The sequence below is a fragment of the Actinoplanes sp. NPDC049265 genome, from assembly GCF_043197135.1.
Lineage (GTDB): Bacteria > Actinomycetota > Actinomycetes > Mycobacteriales > Micromonosporaceae > Actinoplanes.
In genome coordinates this window covers 1-13,511 of sequence record NZ_JBICSP010000046.1, presented here as the reverse complement: position 1 = coordinate 13,511, position 13,511 = coordinate 1, and the positions used below count along the sequence as shown (strand labels likewise).

At 67.9% G+C, this 13,511-nt stretch carries 12 protein-coding genes and 1 pseudogene; 4 read left to right on the top strand and 9 right to left on the bottom strand.

What is annotated here, in order from left to right; translation table 11 throughout:
• From ACGFIO_RS44055 to ACGFIO_RS44045, 3 genes are all read right to left on the bottom strand, one after another.
• The coding region (locus ACGFIO_RS44055; RefSeq protein ID WP_392837207.1) for a type I polyketide synthase at window positions 1-1,735 on the bottom strand (1,735 nt) is incomplete at its 3' end.
• A 99-nt stretch (window positions 1,736-1,834) separates the two neighbouring features.
• Entirely contained in the window at window positions 1,835-2,128 is a 294-nt protein-coding gene (locus ACGFIO_RS44050; RefSeq protein ID WP_392837204.1) for a hypothetical protein, read from the bottom strand.
• A 3-nt stretch (window positions 2,129-2,131) separates the two neighbouring features.
• Entirely contained in the window at window positions 2,132-2,422 is a 291-nt protein-coding gene (locus tag ACGFIO_RS44045; protein WP_392837201.1) for a hypothetical protein, read from the bottom strand.
• 773 nt (window positions 2,423-3,195) lie between these two features.
• On the opposite strand from ACGFIO_RS44045, the pseudogene ACGFIO_RS44040 reads away from it, so the two are divergent.
• Window positions 3,196-3,444 (top strand): annotated as a pseudogene (locus ACGFIO_RS44040) (transposase); the annotation flags it as partial.
• Between the two features lie 433 nt (window positions 3,445-3,877).
• Here the strand turns inward: ACGFIO_RS44040 and ACGFIO_RS44035 are convergent.
• Window positions 3,878-4,696: an ABC transporter permease gene (locus ACGFIO_RS44035; RefSeq protein WP_392837198.1), complete on the bottom strand. Its 819-nt coding sequence runs from the start codon at window positions 4,694-4,696 to the stop codon at window positions 3,878-3,880.
• Complete coding sequence (locus ACGFIO_RS44030) at window positions 4,693-5,637, bottom strand: ATP-binding cassette domain-containing protein (RefSeq protein WP_392837195.1); 945 nt, start codon at window positions 5,635-5,637, stop codon at window positions 4,693-4,695. The genes ACGFIO_RS44035 and ACGFIO_RS44030 overlap by 4 nt, the downstream gene beginning before the upstream one ends.
• Window positions 5,638-5,721: 84 nt before the next feature.
• On the opposite strand from ACGFIO_RS44030, the gene ACGFIO_RS44025 reads away from it, so the two are divergent.
• Together ACGFIO_RS44025 and ACGFIO_RS44020 are read left to right on the top strand one after the other, a co-directional pair.
• Window positions 5,722-6,492 (top strand): TetR/AcrR family transcriptional regulator, encoded by a 771-nt coding sequence (locus tag ACGFIO_RS44025; protein ID WP_392837193.1) that lies wholly within the window; start codon window positions 5,722-5,724, stop codon window positions 6,490-6,492.
• 287 nt (window positions 6,493-6,779) lie between these two features.
• A complete protein-coding gene (locus ACGFIO_RS44020; protein WP_392837192.1) occupies window positions 6,780-6,998 on the top strand; it encodes a DUF5988 family protein in 219 nt (72 codons plus the stop codon).
• A 171-nt stretch (window positions 6,999-7,169) separates the two neighbouring features.
• On the opposite strand, the gene ACGFIO_RS44015 is transcribed toward ACGFIO_RS44020, so the two are convergent.
• On the bottom strand, window positions 7,170-7,601 hold the full coding sequence (locus tag ACGFIO_RS44015) for a DUF6069 family protein (protein ID WP_392837189.1): 432 nt from the start codon (window positions 7,599-7,601) through the stop codon (window positions 7,170-7,172).
• 108 nt (window positions 7,602-7,709) lie between these two features.
• Between ACGFIO_RS44015 and ACGFIO_RS44010 the strand changes: the two genes are divergently transcribed.
• Window positions 7,710-8,177, top strand: coding sequence for a MarR family winged helix-turn-helix transcriptional regulator (locus ACGFIO_RS44010; protein ID WP_392837188.1), 468 nt, complete (start codon window positions 7,710-7,712; stop codon window positions 8,175-8,177).
• 277 nt (window positions 8,178-8,454) lie between these two features.
• Here ACGFIO_RS44010 and ACGFIO_RS44005 read toward each other — a convergent pair whose 3' ends face one another.
• The 3 genes from ACGFIO_RS44005 to ACGFIO_RS43995 form a co-directional block, all read right to left on the bottom strand.
• Complete coding sequence (locus tag ACGFIO_RS44005) at window positions 8,455-9,906, bottom strand: aldehyde dehydrogenase family protein (protein WP_392837186.1); 1,452 nt, start codon at window positions 9,904-9,906, stop codon at window positions 8,455-8,457.
• A 122-nt stretch (window positions 9,907-10,028) separates the two neighbouring features.
• Window positions 10,029-11,249 (bottom strand): enoyl-[acyl-carrier-protein] reductase FabV, encoded by a 1,221-nt coding sequence (fabV, locus tag ACGFIO_RS44000; protein WP_392837184.1) that lies wholly within the window; start codon window positions 11,247-11,249, stop codon window positions 10,029-10,031.
• A 19-nt stretch (window positions 11,250-11,268) separates the two neighbouring features.
• On the bottom strand, window positions 11,269-13,497 hold the full coding sequence (locus ACGFIO_RS43995) for a type I polyketide synthase (protein WP_392837209.1): 2,229 nt from the start codon (window positions 13,495-13,497) through the stop codon (window positions 11,269-11,271).
• Between the last annotated feature and the right edge of the window lie 14 nt (window positions 13,498-13,511).

Sequence of the window (13,511 nt, the reverse complement as noted above, 5' to 3'; positions counted from 1 at the left end):
CCGCCCACTGACTGCCTTGACCCGGAAACACCAGCACGGTCTTACCCGACCGTCCAACCGCCGTACCGGTCACAACGCCGGCACCGGGCCGGCCCACCGCCACCGAGGCAAGACCAGCCAGCAACTCGTCCCGATCCGCGCCCGTCACCACCGCCCGGTAATCCAGCGCCGCCCGCGTCACCGCCAACGAGTAACCCACATCCACCAGATCCAGCCCCGGCCGGGCCGCCACGAACTCACCCAGCCGTCCCGCCTGAGCCGCCAGCCCCACCGCATCCCGACCCGACACCAGCCACGCCACCGGGCCACCCGCCACCAGCGCCTGACCCGCCACCGCCGCTTCCTCGAACGCGGGAGCCTCCTCCAGGACGAGGTGGGCATTGGTACCACTGATCCCGAACGACGACACCCCAGCCCGGCGCGGTCTGCCGTTGGCGGGCCAGGACTTCGGGGAGGACAGCAGCCGTACATCCCCGGCCGACCAATCCACATGCGGCGACGACTCGTCGGCATGCAACGTCCGCGGCAGCACCTCATGCCGCATCGCCAAAACCATCTTCATCACCCCGGCCACACCCGCCGCCCACTGGGTGTGCCCGATGTTCGACTTCACCGACCCCAGCCAGACGGGACGCCCATCGGGCCTGCCCTGCCCATAGGTAGCGAGCAGCGCCTGCGCCTCAATCGGATCCCCGAGCCTGGTTCCCGTACCGTGCGCCTCAACGGCGTCCACATCAGTCGGCTCAAGCCGCGCCTTGGCCAACGCGGACCGGATAACCCGCTCCTGCGAAGGACCGTTCGGCGCCGTCAACCCGTTCGACGCACCATCCTGATTCACCGCACTGCCACGAACCACCGCCAGCACCGGGTGCCCCGCCCGCTGCGCATCCGACAAACGCATCAGCACCAGCATCCCCGCACCCTCAGCCCAGCCGGTACCGTCCGCGCCCGCGCCGAACGCCTTACACCGCCCATCCGGGGCCAGGCCCCGCTGCCGCGAGAACTCGACGAACGTGGCCGGCGTCGCCATCACCGTGACACCACCGGCCAGCGCCAGGTCACACTCCCCCGCCCGCAAAGCCTGAGCCGCCAGATGCATCGCCACCAACGATGACGAGCTCGCGGTGTCCACGGTCATCGCCGGACCCTCCAGGCCCAGCACGTACGAAACTCGGCCGGAGATCGCACTGGCGGCGCCGCTGGTCAGGCCGTGGCCCTCCGCTTCCGCCGACCCGCCCGGGCCGCCAACGCCGTACCCCGACGTGGCCGCCCCGGCGAACACCCCGGCCGACGTGCCCCGCAACGACACCGGATCAATGCCGGCTTGCTCCAACGCTTCCCAGCAGATCTCCAACAGCAACCGCTGCTGTGGATCCATCCCCGTGGCCTCGCGTGGCGAGATACCGAAGAACCCCGCGTCGAAGTCCCCCGCCTCCGCCACGAACCCACCGGCGCTGACATAACTCGTCCCCGCGTGGTCGGGGTCGCTATCGAACAGGCCCTCGAGGTCCCACCCTCGATCGTCGGGGAACGGACCGATCGCGTCCCCGCCCTCGGCCAGCAGCTCCCAGAGCTCCTCCGGATCCGACACACCGCCCGGGAACCGGCACCCCATCCCGACGATCGCCACCGGCTCCGGGGTGCGCTCCTCGCCGTCGTCCGGCCGCCGGTATGCATCACGCGAACGGGATTTGACAAGCCGGGAATACCTACGGAATTCTCTGGACCGCTTCATCGAAAAACTCCAAGGCAGGGGTACAACGAACCGGTCGGTCAGGTGCGCCGTTGAATGCGGCAGCCGCCGTCTTTTGCCTGAATTCCGGGGAATAGCTTGTCAGGAGATCGCCTCGGGCGAGCTCTCCGCATCCGCCGGCTGGGCGGGGACGGTAAAGCTGGGCACGGTGAGGTCCGGAACCGTCTTCACCGCTTCGAGCGCCGCCTCGATCGCCTCAGCGAGCGAGGGAGAAACCTCGTCGTCGAAATCCATTTTTGTTACGGGCGTTTCCGGACTGGTCGGATGTGAATCGGCCGTGAAAACCGCGCCGGCACATCCCGCCTTCTGCAGAGCCGCCGATTCTTCGTCGCTGATCTCGCGGCTCAGAACGAGCGAGAACTTATGCCCCATCACCAATCACTCCTTGAGGTAGTCATGAACCCTTTTGAATGCAAAATCGCCAATGCTATCGGCGCTGCGGCACCGACGCCGCTTCGACCGGCGACGCGTACGGAATCCGCGACGAAGATCGCCGGACCGCAGAGGAACCGGCAAATATCCATCTGAGAAACTCTCCATCGACGCGATCGGGTTCGCCGTGATGTCGAAGCCGGCCGAGGGCGTCATCAGGCCGATCACGATGACCTCTTGGCGGGCGCCGAACTTCTCGCGATCGGGGAACGGCACGCCGAGGAACTCGCAGATCACCGTCCCTGGCAGCAGCGATGCATGGCTCGCGACCTGGTCGACCTGTCGGGGACCGGCGAGCAGCCGGCCGATCAGCTCGTCGACGATCCCCCTGGATCCAGGGGGGCGGCTTCACGGCCGCACGACTGGTGAGCCAGGTGGCCACGGTTCGGCGGCAGCGGGTGTGGTCGGGCGGGTCCATCGCCACGAAGACGCCGAACGACAGAGTGTCTGCGGGCACGGATGTCCTACCCAACATTCCGAGTCAATGCCATCGAAAAGGGAGGTTGACAAATGTACGAAGAGCCTCATTCACCGAGTCGAACTCGACTTGACGAAGATCCTCCGACCGTAGCAGGGGATCTGGAATACCGGAATGCGCCCGGAGCGGCCCGAAACCTTCGATACACGGATTGCCACGAGGTTCGCTTCGGGCTCTCGAACCACTATCAGACCAGGGATTATGCACCTGCGAGAAGTATGAAACTTTCATTGCCGAACGATCATGGATGCCGCATTCTCGCAGCTCAGCACGGGTTTTGTCCCCGGACAACCGTCCACATGAGATTTGCGATGATAATTCAGCAGGTCAGCTGTCCATTCAAGTGGCTCGCCAGGCCCCAAGTGACGAAGATCACCGTGAAATGAATGAACGATGAGGCGAAACCATCGTTATATACAGTCCCCCGGTTCATTGGGCATTCGAATGTCGTGCTACCTCCGCACTCGGTTTGTTGTTGACCCGTGGGGAGCGATCGCGGGCCCTGGTTGATCATGGGATCAGCCCTTGGCCAATGCTCTTCTTGCCGAGGAAATTACATCAATACCAAGGGCTGTCTCGTTTAATAGTGTGCATTGCGCTGCAGTTGGTTGGGGCGGTGAAATCGTCGGTGGGGGTGAGTTTGGCGCCGGAACACCGGCGTGGTCACGGCGCGATGTATGACGCGTTGAATCAGGGCCGCACCGATGTGCGGAGGTTGCGGAACGCGATGGCCGGGCTGACGCTTCCGCGTGCCGGCGACGGCCGGTTGATGCTGGCCCTTCCCGGATAAGCCGCTACGGCGGGAACCACGTCCACTGGGACGTCTTGCGACTCCCCCCGGACCCCGAACGACAGACAGAATGGCGCGGGCAACCGTAGACCGAAGCCAACTGCGGTTGAGAGCCTCTGGCCCGCCCTCCTGAATCGATGCTGATCAGCGCGACGATGTGAAGATCAGTCTCGTTCGATCGCTGCTTCCGTGCCGAGGACGGCAACCCATCGGCGGGGACAACGAACGTCAGCCGACAGCGCACCCGGACCTGGAAAAGATCCAAGGTCCCCGCGTCGCACGAGGAAGCCCGGCCGGCCACGGGGGGAGGCCGACCGGGCTCGTATCAGCCGGGCACGAGAGGCCCGGTCCGGCTACGACTCGGCGGATCGCTGACCCGGCGGCTTGTGAGCCAAGCGCCGGGCGAGCGTGTCGCGTGGAGCGTTCAGCGTCCTCGACGTGTGTACGCGCGCAACGAAAGCGGAACGAAAACCAGCATCAGTGCGAGCGACCAGAGCAGGACGGCGGTCGTCGGATGCTCGAGTGGCCAGACCGTGTTCCCAGTCGGCACACCCGGGTTGCCGAACAACTCCCGCGACGCGGCGGTGAGCGCGCTCACGGGGTTCCAATCGGCCAGGAAGCGCAGCCATCCCGGCATGCCGCCGGTCGGGACGAACGCGTTCGACAGCATGGTGAACGGCAGGCCCAGCGGCACCAGCGCGTCGGCGACCTGCTCGTTCTTCACCGACAGACCCACGAACACACCCACCCAGCTCAGCGCATATCGCAGCACTATCATCAGCAGGAAGGCCTCAACCGTGGGAACCAGGCCGCGGTGCGGCTGCCATCCCACGACCAGGCCCGCGATCACCATGATGGACAGCATGAGCAGGCCGATCAGCATGTCCGCGCCGGTCTGCCCGAAAGGAACCGCCAGACGTGCCATCGGCATGGAGCGGAACCGGTCCATCACTCCGCGAGCGGCGTCGGTGGCCACTCGCGTCGTGATTCCCAGCCACGCCGAGAAGGTCACCATCGCGAACAGGCCGGGCATGAGGTATTCCCGGTAGTTGCCACCGTTCGGCACCTGGATCGCGCTGCCGAAGACAAACCCGAACAGCACCACCATGATGACCGGGAAGATCAGCGCGGCGACGATCTGCCCCGGCTCCTGTTTCAGCCGCCCGACCTCACGGCCGACGAGGGTGAACCCGTCGGTGAAGGTCCAGCCGAGGCGCCCCATCGGCGAGGTGGTGGCGGTCATCGAACGGCCTCCTTACGGTCGGTGAGGCGCAGGAACACCTCGTCGAGGGTGGGACGGCGCACACTCACGTCGGCGGCGGCGATGCCGGCCTGGTCGAGCTCGCGCACGATGTCGGCGAGACGCAGGCCCGTGGGCGGCAGCGCGACGCTGAGCCGGTCGCCCTCGCTCGTGGTGGCTTCGGCGCCGGCCAGGTTGCTCAGGATGGTCGCCGCCACAGGCAACGCGGCAGGGTCTTCGGTGGTGACGTCGAGGCGGTTGCCGATGGTGGCCTTCAGCTCGTCGGGCGTGCCGGTGGCAATCACCTTTCCATGGTCGATGACGACGATGTCGTCGGCCAGATGGTCGGCCTCGTCCAGGTACTGCGTGGTGAGCAGCACGGTGGTGCCGTCCGCCACCAGCTCGCGGATGGTGTCCCAGATCTCGTTGCGACTGCGCGGGTCCAGGCCGGTGGTCGGCTCGTCCAGGAAGAGCACCTGGGGACGCAGGATGAGGCTGGCGATGAGGTCGAGCCGGCGGCGCATGCCGCCGGAGTAGCCGGAGACCGGGCGGTCGGCGGCGTCGGTCAGATCGAAGCGGTCGAGCAGTTCGTCGGCCCGCCGGTGCGCCTCACGGCGCGGCAGGTGGTAGAGCCGCCCGAACATGCGCAGGTTGCTGCGGCCCGTGAGCTTCTCGTCCACGGCGGCGTACTGGCCCGCGAGCCCGATCCGCTCACGTACGTCGCCGGCGTCGCGGACGACGTCGTATCCGGCGACGCGGGCACGCCCGGAATCGGGATCCGACAGGGTTGCGAAGATGCGCACCGCGGTCGTCTTGCCCGCCCCGTTCGGCCCGAGCACCCCGCAGACCGAGCCCTCCGGGACGGCCAGATCCAGACCTCGTAGTGCCTGAGTGCCGCCGAAGGACTTGTGCAGCCCTTCGGCGATCACGATCGGTTCTGCCATGATCCCCTCACTGAGTACGATGTACGCGGTCAGGCAGAAGCGTAAGGCACTGGGTACGCTGTACGCAACTGGAAGGATGGCACGGTGACCGACACGCGGTACGTAAGCATCTGGATGCGGCCCGAGCGCCCGGCCTACGGGCCCAAACCGGCGTACAGCCGCACGCAGATCACCGAGTCGGCGATCCGCATCGCCGACGCCGAAGGCCTGGAAGCCGCCACCATGCGGCGGGTCGCCGCCGAGATCGGCGCCGGCGCGATGTCCCTCTATCGGTACGTCCCCAGCCGAGACGACCTGGTCGAGCTCATGTCCGACCGGGTGCTGGGCGAGATCGACGTCACGGGCATGCCCTCCGGCGACTGGCGCGCGGACCTGACGCGTTACGCCGAGGCACTCCGCACCATGTGGCTGAGGCACCCGTGGATCACCACGGTGCAGCGATCGCTTCCCAGCCTCGGCCCCAATCAACTGCTGCTGATCGAACGACTGATGGGGATCCTCGACGACGATCTCTCCATCGACGAGAATCTCGCCTTCACAGCCATGCTGAACAGCTACGTCGAGGGTGCGGTCCGCGACGAGATCAACTCGGCGCGGGAATTTCGTCGCAGCGGGCTCAGCGAGTCGGAGTGGATGGCGCGAAGCTACCCGTACGTCGACCAGCTGGTGAAAAGCGGAAACTACCCGATCTTCACCAAAATCGTCATGCAGGCGCGGCAGCCACACCTGAGCCGCGATGATCAATTCCGGAATGGACTCCACCGCGTACTCGACTGCATCGCCGCAGCCCTCCCCGCGGCCGGCCGTGGTCCAGAAGACTCAGCGAACCTCTCGTCCGGACACACGCGTCCCTGAGCGGTCAGGACAGCAGGAGGTACGCACCACGAGCGCCGCCTCGCCCGACGTGATCTGACCAGCCACGCTCCAGCTCTAGCGAAAATCGAGCAAGAGGCCAGCAATCGTCGGCAGGATGAACCGCGCGGCGCGTCCTGGCCCATACGGCCACGCAGGTCGGCATTCTCGGGGCAACTGCCGGCACCACAACGGCGCCGCGCTGACCGATGTCGAGCGACGCCCTCGACTGGACCTTTCTCGGCAGCAGGTCGATCCGGTGGCCCCTGAAAACGTCGAAAGGATTCCCGATGAGCGGCCACAAAGCCACATTCGTTGACGTCCTTCTCGAAGGCGGTCCGGCCGAGGTCCCTCGGAAGCAGCGGGTCGCCCTGGACGACGAGAGCCGGGAGAAGATCAAGGTTCCGCTGCTCGGCGGGGTCGAGCATTTCACTGTTGTCGGGGATCCGGCCGCAGACGTTCACCCGCGGCTCTACCGCTGGACGATGCGTACCCGGATCGCGGAGTGACCTGCCGCGGCCATGGCCTTGCCGCTGTGCGGTGATGTCGTAACTTCGTCGCGCGCGGGTCCATCAGCGGCGGGACGGGAGGACATCCAGGGCCGGCCGGCGGGGCGCCGCGGGGCGCCGGGACGACTGCCGCCGACCGGGAAGTCGTCCCGTCCCCCGCCACGAAGGCGACTACTGGCGGACCTGCTTCGACGTCGCCCAGAACACCGGGATGAGCACTCCGGCGACCGCGAGGTGCACGAGAGCCAGGGTGACCTTGCTGCCCGACGGCGCGTCGACGGAGAACAACGGGAGGAACGACGCGGCCAGGACCACCAGCGCGACCACCGTCCACACCAGCCGGCCCTTGGCGAGCACGCGTTCCAGCACGGCGAGAAACGCCCAGCCCAACAGGCCGACCAGCAACGCGACGGTGACGATGGCACTCGCCCCGAGGTCTATCGCCTGCTGCCCCGGAGGCTCGAGGATCAGGTCGTAGCCCAGCAACGGCTCGCCCACGACCCAGATCAGGACGGCCGCCACGACGGCCCCCACCACGGCGATGACCCGATTTCGCCGACGCGCTCCCGCGCTGACGTCTCGTACACCGTTCCGAAGTGCCACCGAAACTCCTTATACGGGTAGATAGTCCACACACTGAAGTGTTTGAGTCTAAACAGTACTCAAGGACCTGAACAGTGCAGGTCTTGAAGTAATGCGTACGCTGGGACAATGAGCACGGAAGCCGATCCGGTCCTGGACGAGTTGAGCACCCTGGTGTTCGAGATGACCCGCCGGTTGCGCAACGACTTCAACGTGTCCGCGGCTGAACTGAACCTGCCGCCCACGCAGGCACTCGCTCTGATGTGCCTGGTGGCTCCCGCATCGATGCGCGAATTGGCGACCCGGCTGTCCTGTGAGCCCTCGAACGTGACAGCGATCGTCGACGGCCTGGAGCGCCGCGGCCTGGTCACCCGCGAGCTTGATCCTTCCGACCGACGGATCAAACAGGTGACCCTCACCGGGGAAGGGAAACGCCACCGCACCAAGCTGGGCTCCCACAACAAGGCCAAGGTCGCCGCCGTCTTCAACCTGTCCGCCCCAGACCGGTCACAGCTACGGGACCTGCTCTCCCGTGCCCTGGGCGACTCTTCGCGATCAACCAGCGATTCATCGGAATCCCGGCCCGCGCCGCAGTGAGACCGACATCTGATCGGCATCCCCTACTGGCGCCACAGTGAGACCGCCATCTGATCGGCATCCCTACTGGCGCCGCGGCGAGACCGGCATCTGATCCGCCGGACCTCGCCACGGGAGTGACGGGCCTGGAGAGGCACGAGGGCGGTACGCCACACCGAGTGGCCGACCCGGCCGAGCGCACCGCCCCACCGGGGCTCCGTCGACCGCGTCGGTGCCGGACGTCCGACGGCACGAGCTGAGGGGACAGCGCCCACGACCTGTTCGTTCCCGTCCCGGTTCAGACCGTCCAGATGATCGGCTGGACGGTGCTGTACGTCCGCGCCTCGAAGGGACCGCCGTCGCGGAGAACATCGGTTTCCGGGTGCGGCTCCGCGGTGTTGACGCCCACCGAGCTGCTGCGGAGCCGGGCCGCCAGCCGCCAAGCACGGCTGGTGTCGCCGGAGAAGACGTAGTCGTGACCAGGGGCCGGGGCGCCACCGGCGATCCGTACCGCCTCGTCCTCGTCGTCGAAGGGGATGACCGCCACCACGGGGCCCACGATTCCCTCACGCGCGACGGCCATGTCCTCGGTGACGTCAGCGAGGACGTGGGGCGCGACGTAGAACCCGGGCTTGATCGGTGGACGGTCACCACCGGTGGCGACGCGGGCTCCCTGATTCCGGGCCTCTTCGACGGCCGCCTCGACACGGTCGCGCTGGGCGTCGGAGATCAGCGGGCCGAGCACCGTGGAGTGGTCGTCCGGGCTGCCGACCGACGCTGACTGGGCCTGCTTGACCAGGGCGTCGACGACCCGCTCGTACATCGATCGATGTACGAGCATCCGGGCCGGCGCCAAGCCGGCCTGACCGCTGAGCAGTGAGAAGTTGAGGCTCCCGGCCTGGACGGCCGATCCGAGGGCGCGCTCGTCGGCGTCCTCGAGGACGATGGCCACGCCCTTGCCCCCGAGCTCCATCCGGGTGGGTTTCAGCTGCTCGCTCGCGGCTCTCGCGATCCGCTTCCCGACGGCGGCGGCACCGGAGAAGCTGATCATGTCGATGTCGTAGTGAGCGATCAGCGCTTCGTTGGTGATAGGGCCCGATCCCGTGACGACGTTGAAAACGCCGTCGGGCACGCCGGCCTCCTTCATGATGGGACCCAGCTCCAGAAGGCCGAGCGGGTCCTGTGGTGCGGGCTTCGCGACCACGGTGTTGCCCACGGCGAGGGCCGGGGCGACCATGGCGACAAGCTGGGCGAGGGGGAAGTTGTGGGAGGTGATGCACCCGACGACGCCCAGCGGACGTCGCATGGCGGCCACACCGATGAGCCCACCGGCCGCGAGCGGGCTCGCACCAGCGGGCTGCGGTGCCCGGGCCACAGGACCGGATTCCCGTGCGCTCCGTGCGGCGCGGCGGAAACAGTCGGCCGCGGCGAGCACCAGAAACGACTGCGCCACCGACGTGGTCGCGCCACTCTCGGCCCGCACCAACGGCACCAACTCGCCGGCCTGATCGGAAATCAGGGTGGCGACCCGTTCGAGGACGGCGGCACGGTCGTCCGGATCGGTACGGGACCACGCGTGGAGGGCGGACCGGGCAGCCTTGGCCGCGATCCACACCTCGGCGGCGTGCCCCTCGGAGGCGTGGCCTACCACTTCCTCGGTGGCCGGATCGGTGATCTGGTAATGGCCCTGCTCAGGCTGGTGCCACGCGCCAGCTATCCAGTGACCGTACTTCTTCGGGAAATCAGCCATGATTCAGGCTCTCTTCGCCGGTCCGAGGCTCGTTCGAGCCGTCGTCGACGAGAGGCCAGCCCGCCGTCGAGCCGTCGCCGACGAAAGGCCAGCCCGCCGGCGGCGACAGTGCTGATGCGAGGTCAACGAGCCGGTGAGCCCGGCCACGGCAGGTCGGTCGCCACCGGAACCGCATAGTCGACTCCGGGGACGTCAAAGCCGTACAGGGCCCGGAACTGGGTACGGAACCACGGAACGTCGGCCAGCTCGGTGAGCGTCGCGGGAGTGACTGACCGCCAGCGCTCGGCCATGGTGGCCTGGACCGCCGCTGACAGTTCCCAGCGATCGAGCCGGATGCGGCCGCGCTCATCGACGTCGGGCCGGTCGGCGGTGAGCTGCTCCCACAGCTGGAGCGACTGCTCGACGGGTGACGGGAATCGGTCGCCGAGAACGCCGCGGAGCAGACAGACGTAGAGCGGGATGCCCGGTACGGCGGTCAGCGCCTGGCTGATCACGGCCCCGTTCACCGAGACGAGAGCGCGCCCGCCGAAACCGGCCAGTAGCGCGTCCAAGGTGACAGCGGTGGACTCCAGATGCTCCTTGGCCGCGCCGATCGTGCCGGCACGATAGATCGCCGAGGTCAGCGGCGAGCCGATGTAGCTGAGGGCGACCGTACGGAAACCATCGCGCAACAGTCCGCGCCCCGCCAGTGCCGTAACCCAGCGGGACCAGTCCTCACCACCCATGACCCGCACCGTTGCGGCCTTCTCGGCCTCGGTCGCCGGCTCGACGGTGACATCCCGCAGGAGTGCGGTTCCGTCGTCGGCGAACTCCAGATTCCGGGTGGTGTGCGGCTCGCCGAGCGGCTTGAGCACCGACTGATGAGTGATGCCGGTCCGTGGATCGGTGCGCCGGGGCGCGGCGACGCTGTAGATGAGGTAGTCCACACCGCCGAACCGTTCCTCCAGCAGGTCAAGCGTTTCAGACTTGGTGCTGTCGGCGAACGCGTCGGCGTTGCGGAACACGAAATTCGATCGCAGGTCGCGCGCGATGGTGGCGGCGGCGATGGTGCGGTACCACCCGGCGCTCGCGCTGCGCTGTCCGGCCGCCCGTTCCCAGCCGATACCTACGCCGTCGATGCCGTACCGCACCAGCCCGGTGATCGTGCTGGCCAAGCCGTAGCCGGCACTCGAACCGATCACCAGCGCCGTCGGCCGCCGTGCGGGCGGGGCGTCCGGGGCCGGGACTTGCGCCCGCATCAGCTCCACACCGCGAAAGCAGCCGGCCGGATGCGACTCGAGCTGGAGATAGCCACGCCCGGTCGGGCTGACGAGGCGTTCCGATCGTACGGACGGTGGGTGCATCATCGTCTCCTCTGCCCCGTCAGTTTCCGAGCAACGCTTGCCTGAGGTGCTGGACAACGTCGTCCGGCGTCGACTGGTGAGACACCGACGAGGTGTCGAGCCGCAGACCGGTCGACGAGTTCAGGCGGTTCCGTAGGGTCAGGATGGACAGTGAGTCGAACCCGAGGTCGCGGAACATCTGGTCCGGCGGCACCACGTCACCCGGGTCGAGCCCGAGGACAGCCGAGATCTGGGCCGAGATGAGGTCGAACAGCGTCTGGTCCCGGTCGGCCGTGCCCATCGATGCGAGCCGTTGCCGCAGCGATGTCGTCGAGACCACGCCGCCGCCGGCCGGGCGTTTGCCGGGGACGCGGACCAGCGATCGGAACGCCGGCGGCAAGACTTCCCCGGCCCTGGCCTGCCGGTCCAGCTCGGCCAGGTCCAGCCTCGCGGTCACCAGCACGGCTTCGCTCGTACCCCGCGCGGCGTCGAAAAGCGCGACGACCTCACGTGCTCCCAGCATGCTCACGCCTGCGGCACCGCTGCGGGCCGGCGTACCGCTCGGGGCCCACGGTCCCCAGGCCAGTGACGTCGCCGGGTCTCCACCCGACCGGCGCCGCCGGGCAATCGCGTCCAGTGCGGCCGCGGCGGCGGCGGAGGCGGTTGTGGCGAGCCCCCCGAGGGTGCCGGCGAGCGACGAGCACAGGACGAGGTGAGCGCCTCCGCACTCCTCGTCGAGGATCTCCGCGGTCCCGACGGTCGTACGCAGCGCGTCGGCCAGCGCATCCGGCGTCGGAGCGGACCGCCCGTCGTCGGCCAGCTCCTGCGGTACGTACACGACCGTGCCCAGCGGATGCTCCACCGGCAGACCGTCGATCAGCTTGCGCAGTGCCGGTCGATCGCCCGGGTCGCACGTCGCGATGGTGACCTCGGCGCCCAGCGCGGCAAGCTCGGCAGTCAGGCCGGAGTCCTCGGCGCCCACGAGCAGAAGGCGCCGCATTCCGTGCTCGGCCACCACATGCCGCACCAGCCGTGCGCCCATGGGAGTGCTGCCGCCGACGACCAGCATTGTTCCTTCGGCTTCAGCGAAGGGTCCGCGGCCGTTCGATTCGCAGGCCGAGAGCCGCGGTACCCTCACGCGCCCCGCACGCAGAGCTATCTGAGGCTCTCCGTCGGTCAAGGCTCTCGGCAGAATCCGCCACGATGCGTCGGCGGCGTCTACATCGGCGAGGAAGAGCCGTCCGGGATCGTCGGCCTGCGCCGAGCGGACGAGGCCCCACACTGCCGCGCCGGCGAGGTCGGCACCAGCCCGGGCGAACGCCGGCATCGCGGAGGTGGTCAGAAGCACCACGCTCGCCGCGTCGAGCGCTCTGGTTGTGGACAGAACATCCAGTTGGTGCGCCACCTCCCGCACCGTGCGGGCGACGTCGGCACCGGTCGGCACGGTGAGCACGAGGTAATCCGGAGCGTCACCATCGCGTTCGATCAGTGCATCGAGGTCCGGATATGCCGTCACGGGTACGCCCGCAGCGGTCAATCCCGTCGCGGCGCCCAGCGGATCCGCGCCCAGAACCGCCCAATTCGCCTTGCGCGGCAACGACCTCCCGACGTGATCGACCCACGTTTCCCGGTACAGGGCGCCGATCTGGGCCGCCCCGGCCGCCCGCAGCTCACCGGGCTCGATCGGAGTGGTGTCGACCACCAGGTCGGCGACCGGGTCGCCCAGGGTGTCGGCCATGATCACCGACATCCCGGTACGGCTCGGGCCGATCCGTACCCGCAGGGCCGACGCACCGACCGCGTAGACAGTGACATCGCGCCAGGACGTCGCCAGGGCGGGACCACCGGTGAGTCCGGCGTGGAGTGTGGCGTCGAGGAGGGCGGGATGGATGGTGTAGGTGTCGGGGTCGGTGGGCAGGGTGACTTCGGCGTAGACGTGGTTGTGATGACGCCAGAGTTTGTGCAGGCCTTGGAATACGGCGCCGTAGTGGTATCCCTGCGCGGCCAACCGGTCATAGGAAACCTCGACCGGTTGCGCTCCCGGCGGCGGCCAGACAGTCAGGTCCCAATCCGGCGCCGGAGCCTCGACATCCAGAACACCGGTAGCGTGACAGGTCCACGACGAATCAGTACCGCTATCAGGCCGCGCGTCGATACGCACCCCACGTGCCCGCCCACCGGCACCACTGTGCTCACCACCGGCACCACGATCGACCTCAACACGCAGCCGCACCGCACCATGCTCGGGCAACACCAACGGCGCCTGCACGGTCAACTCACGAA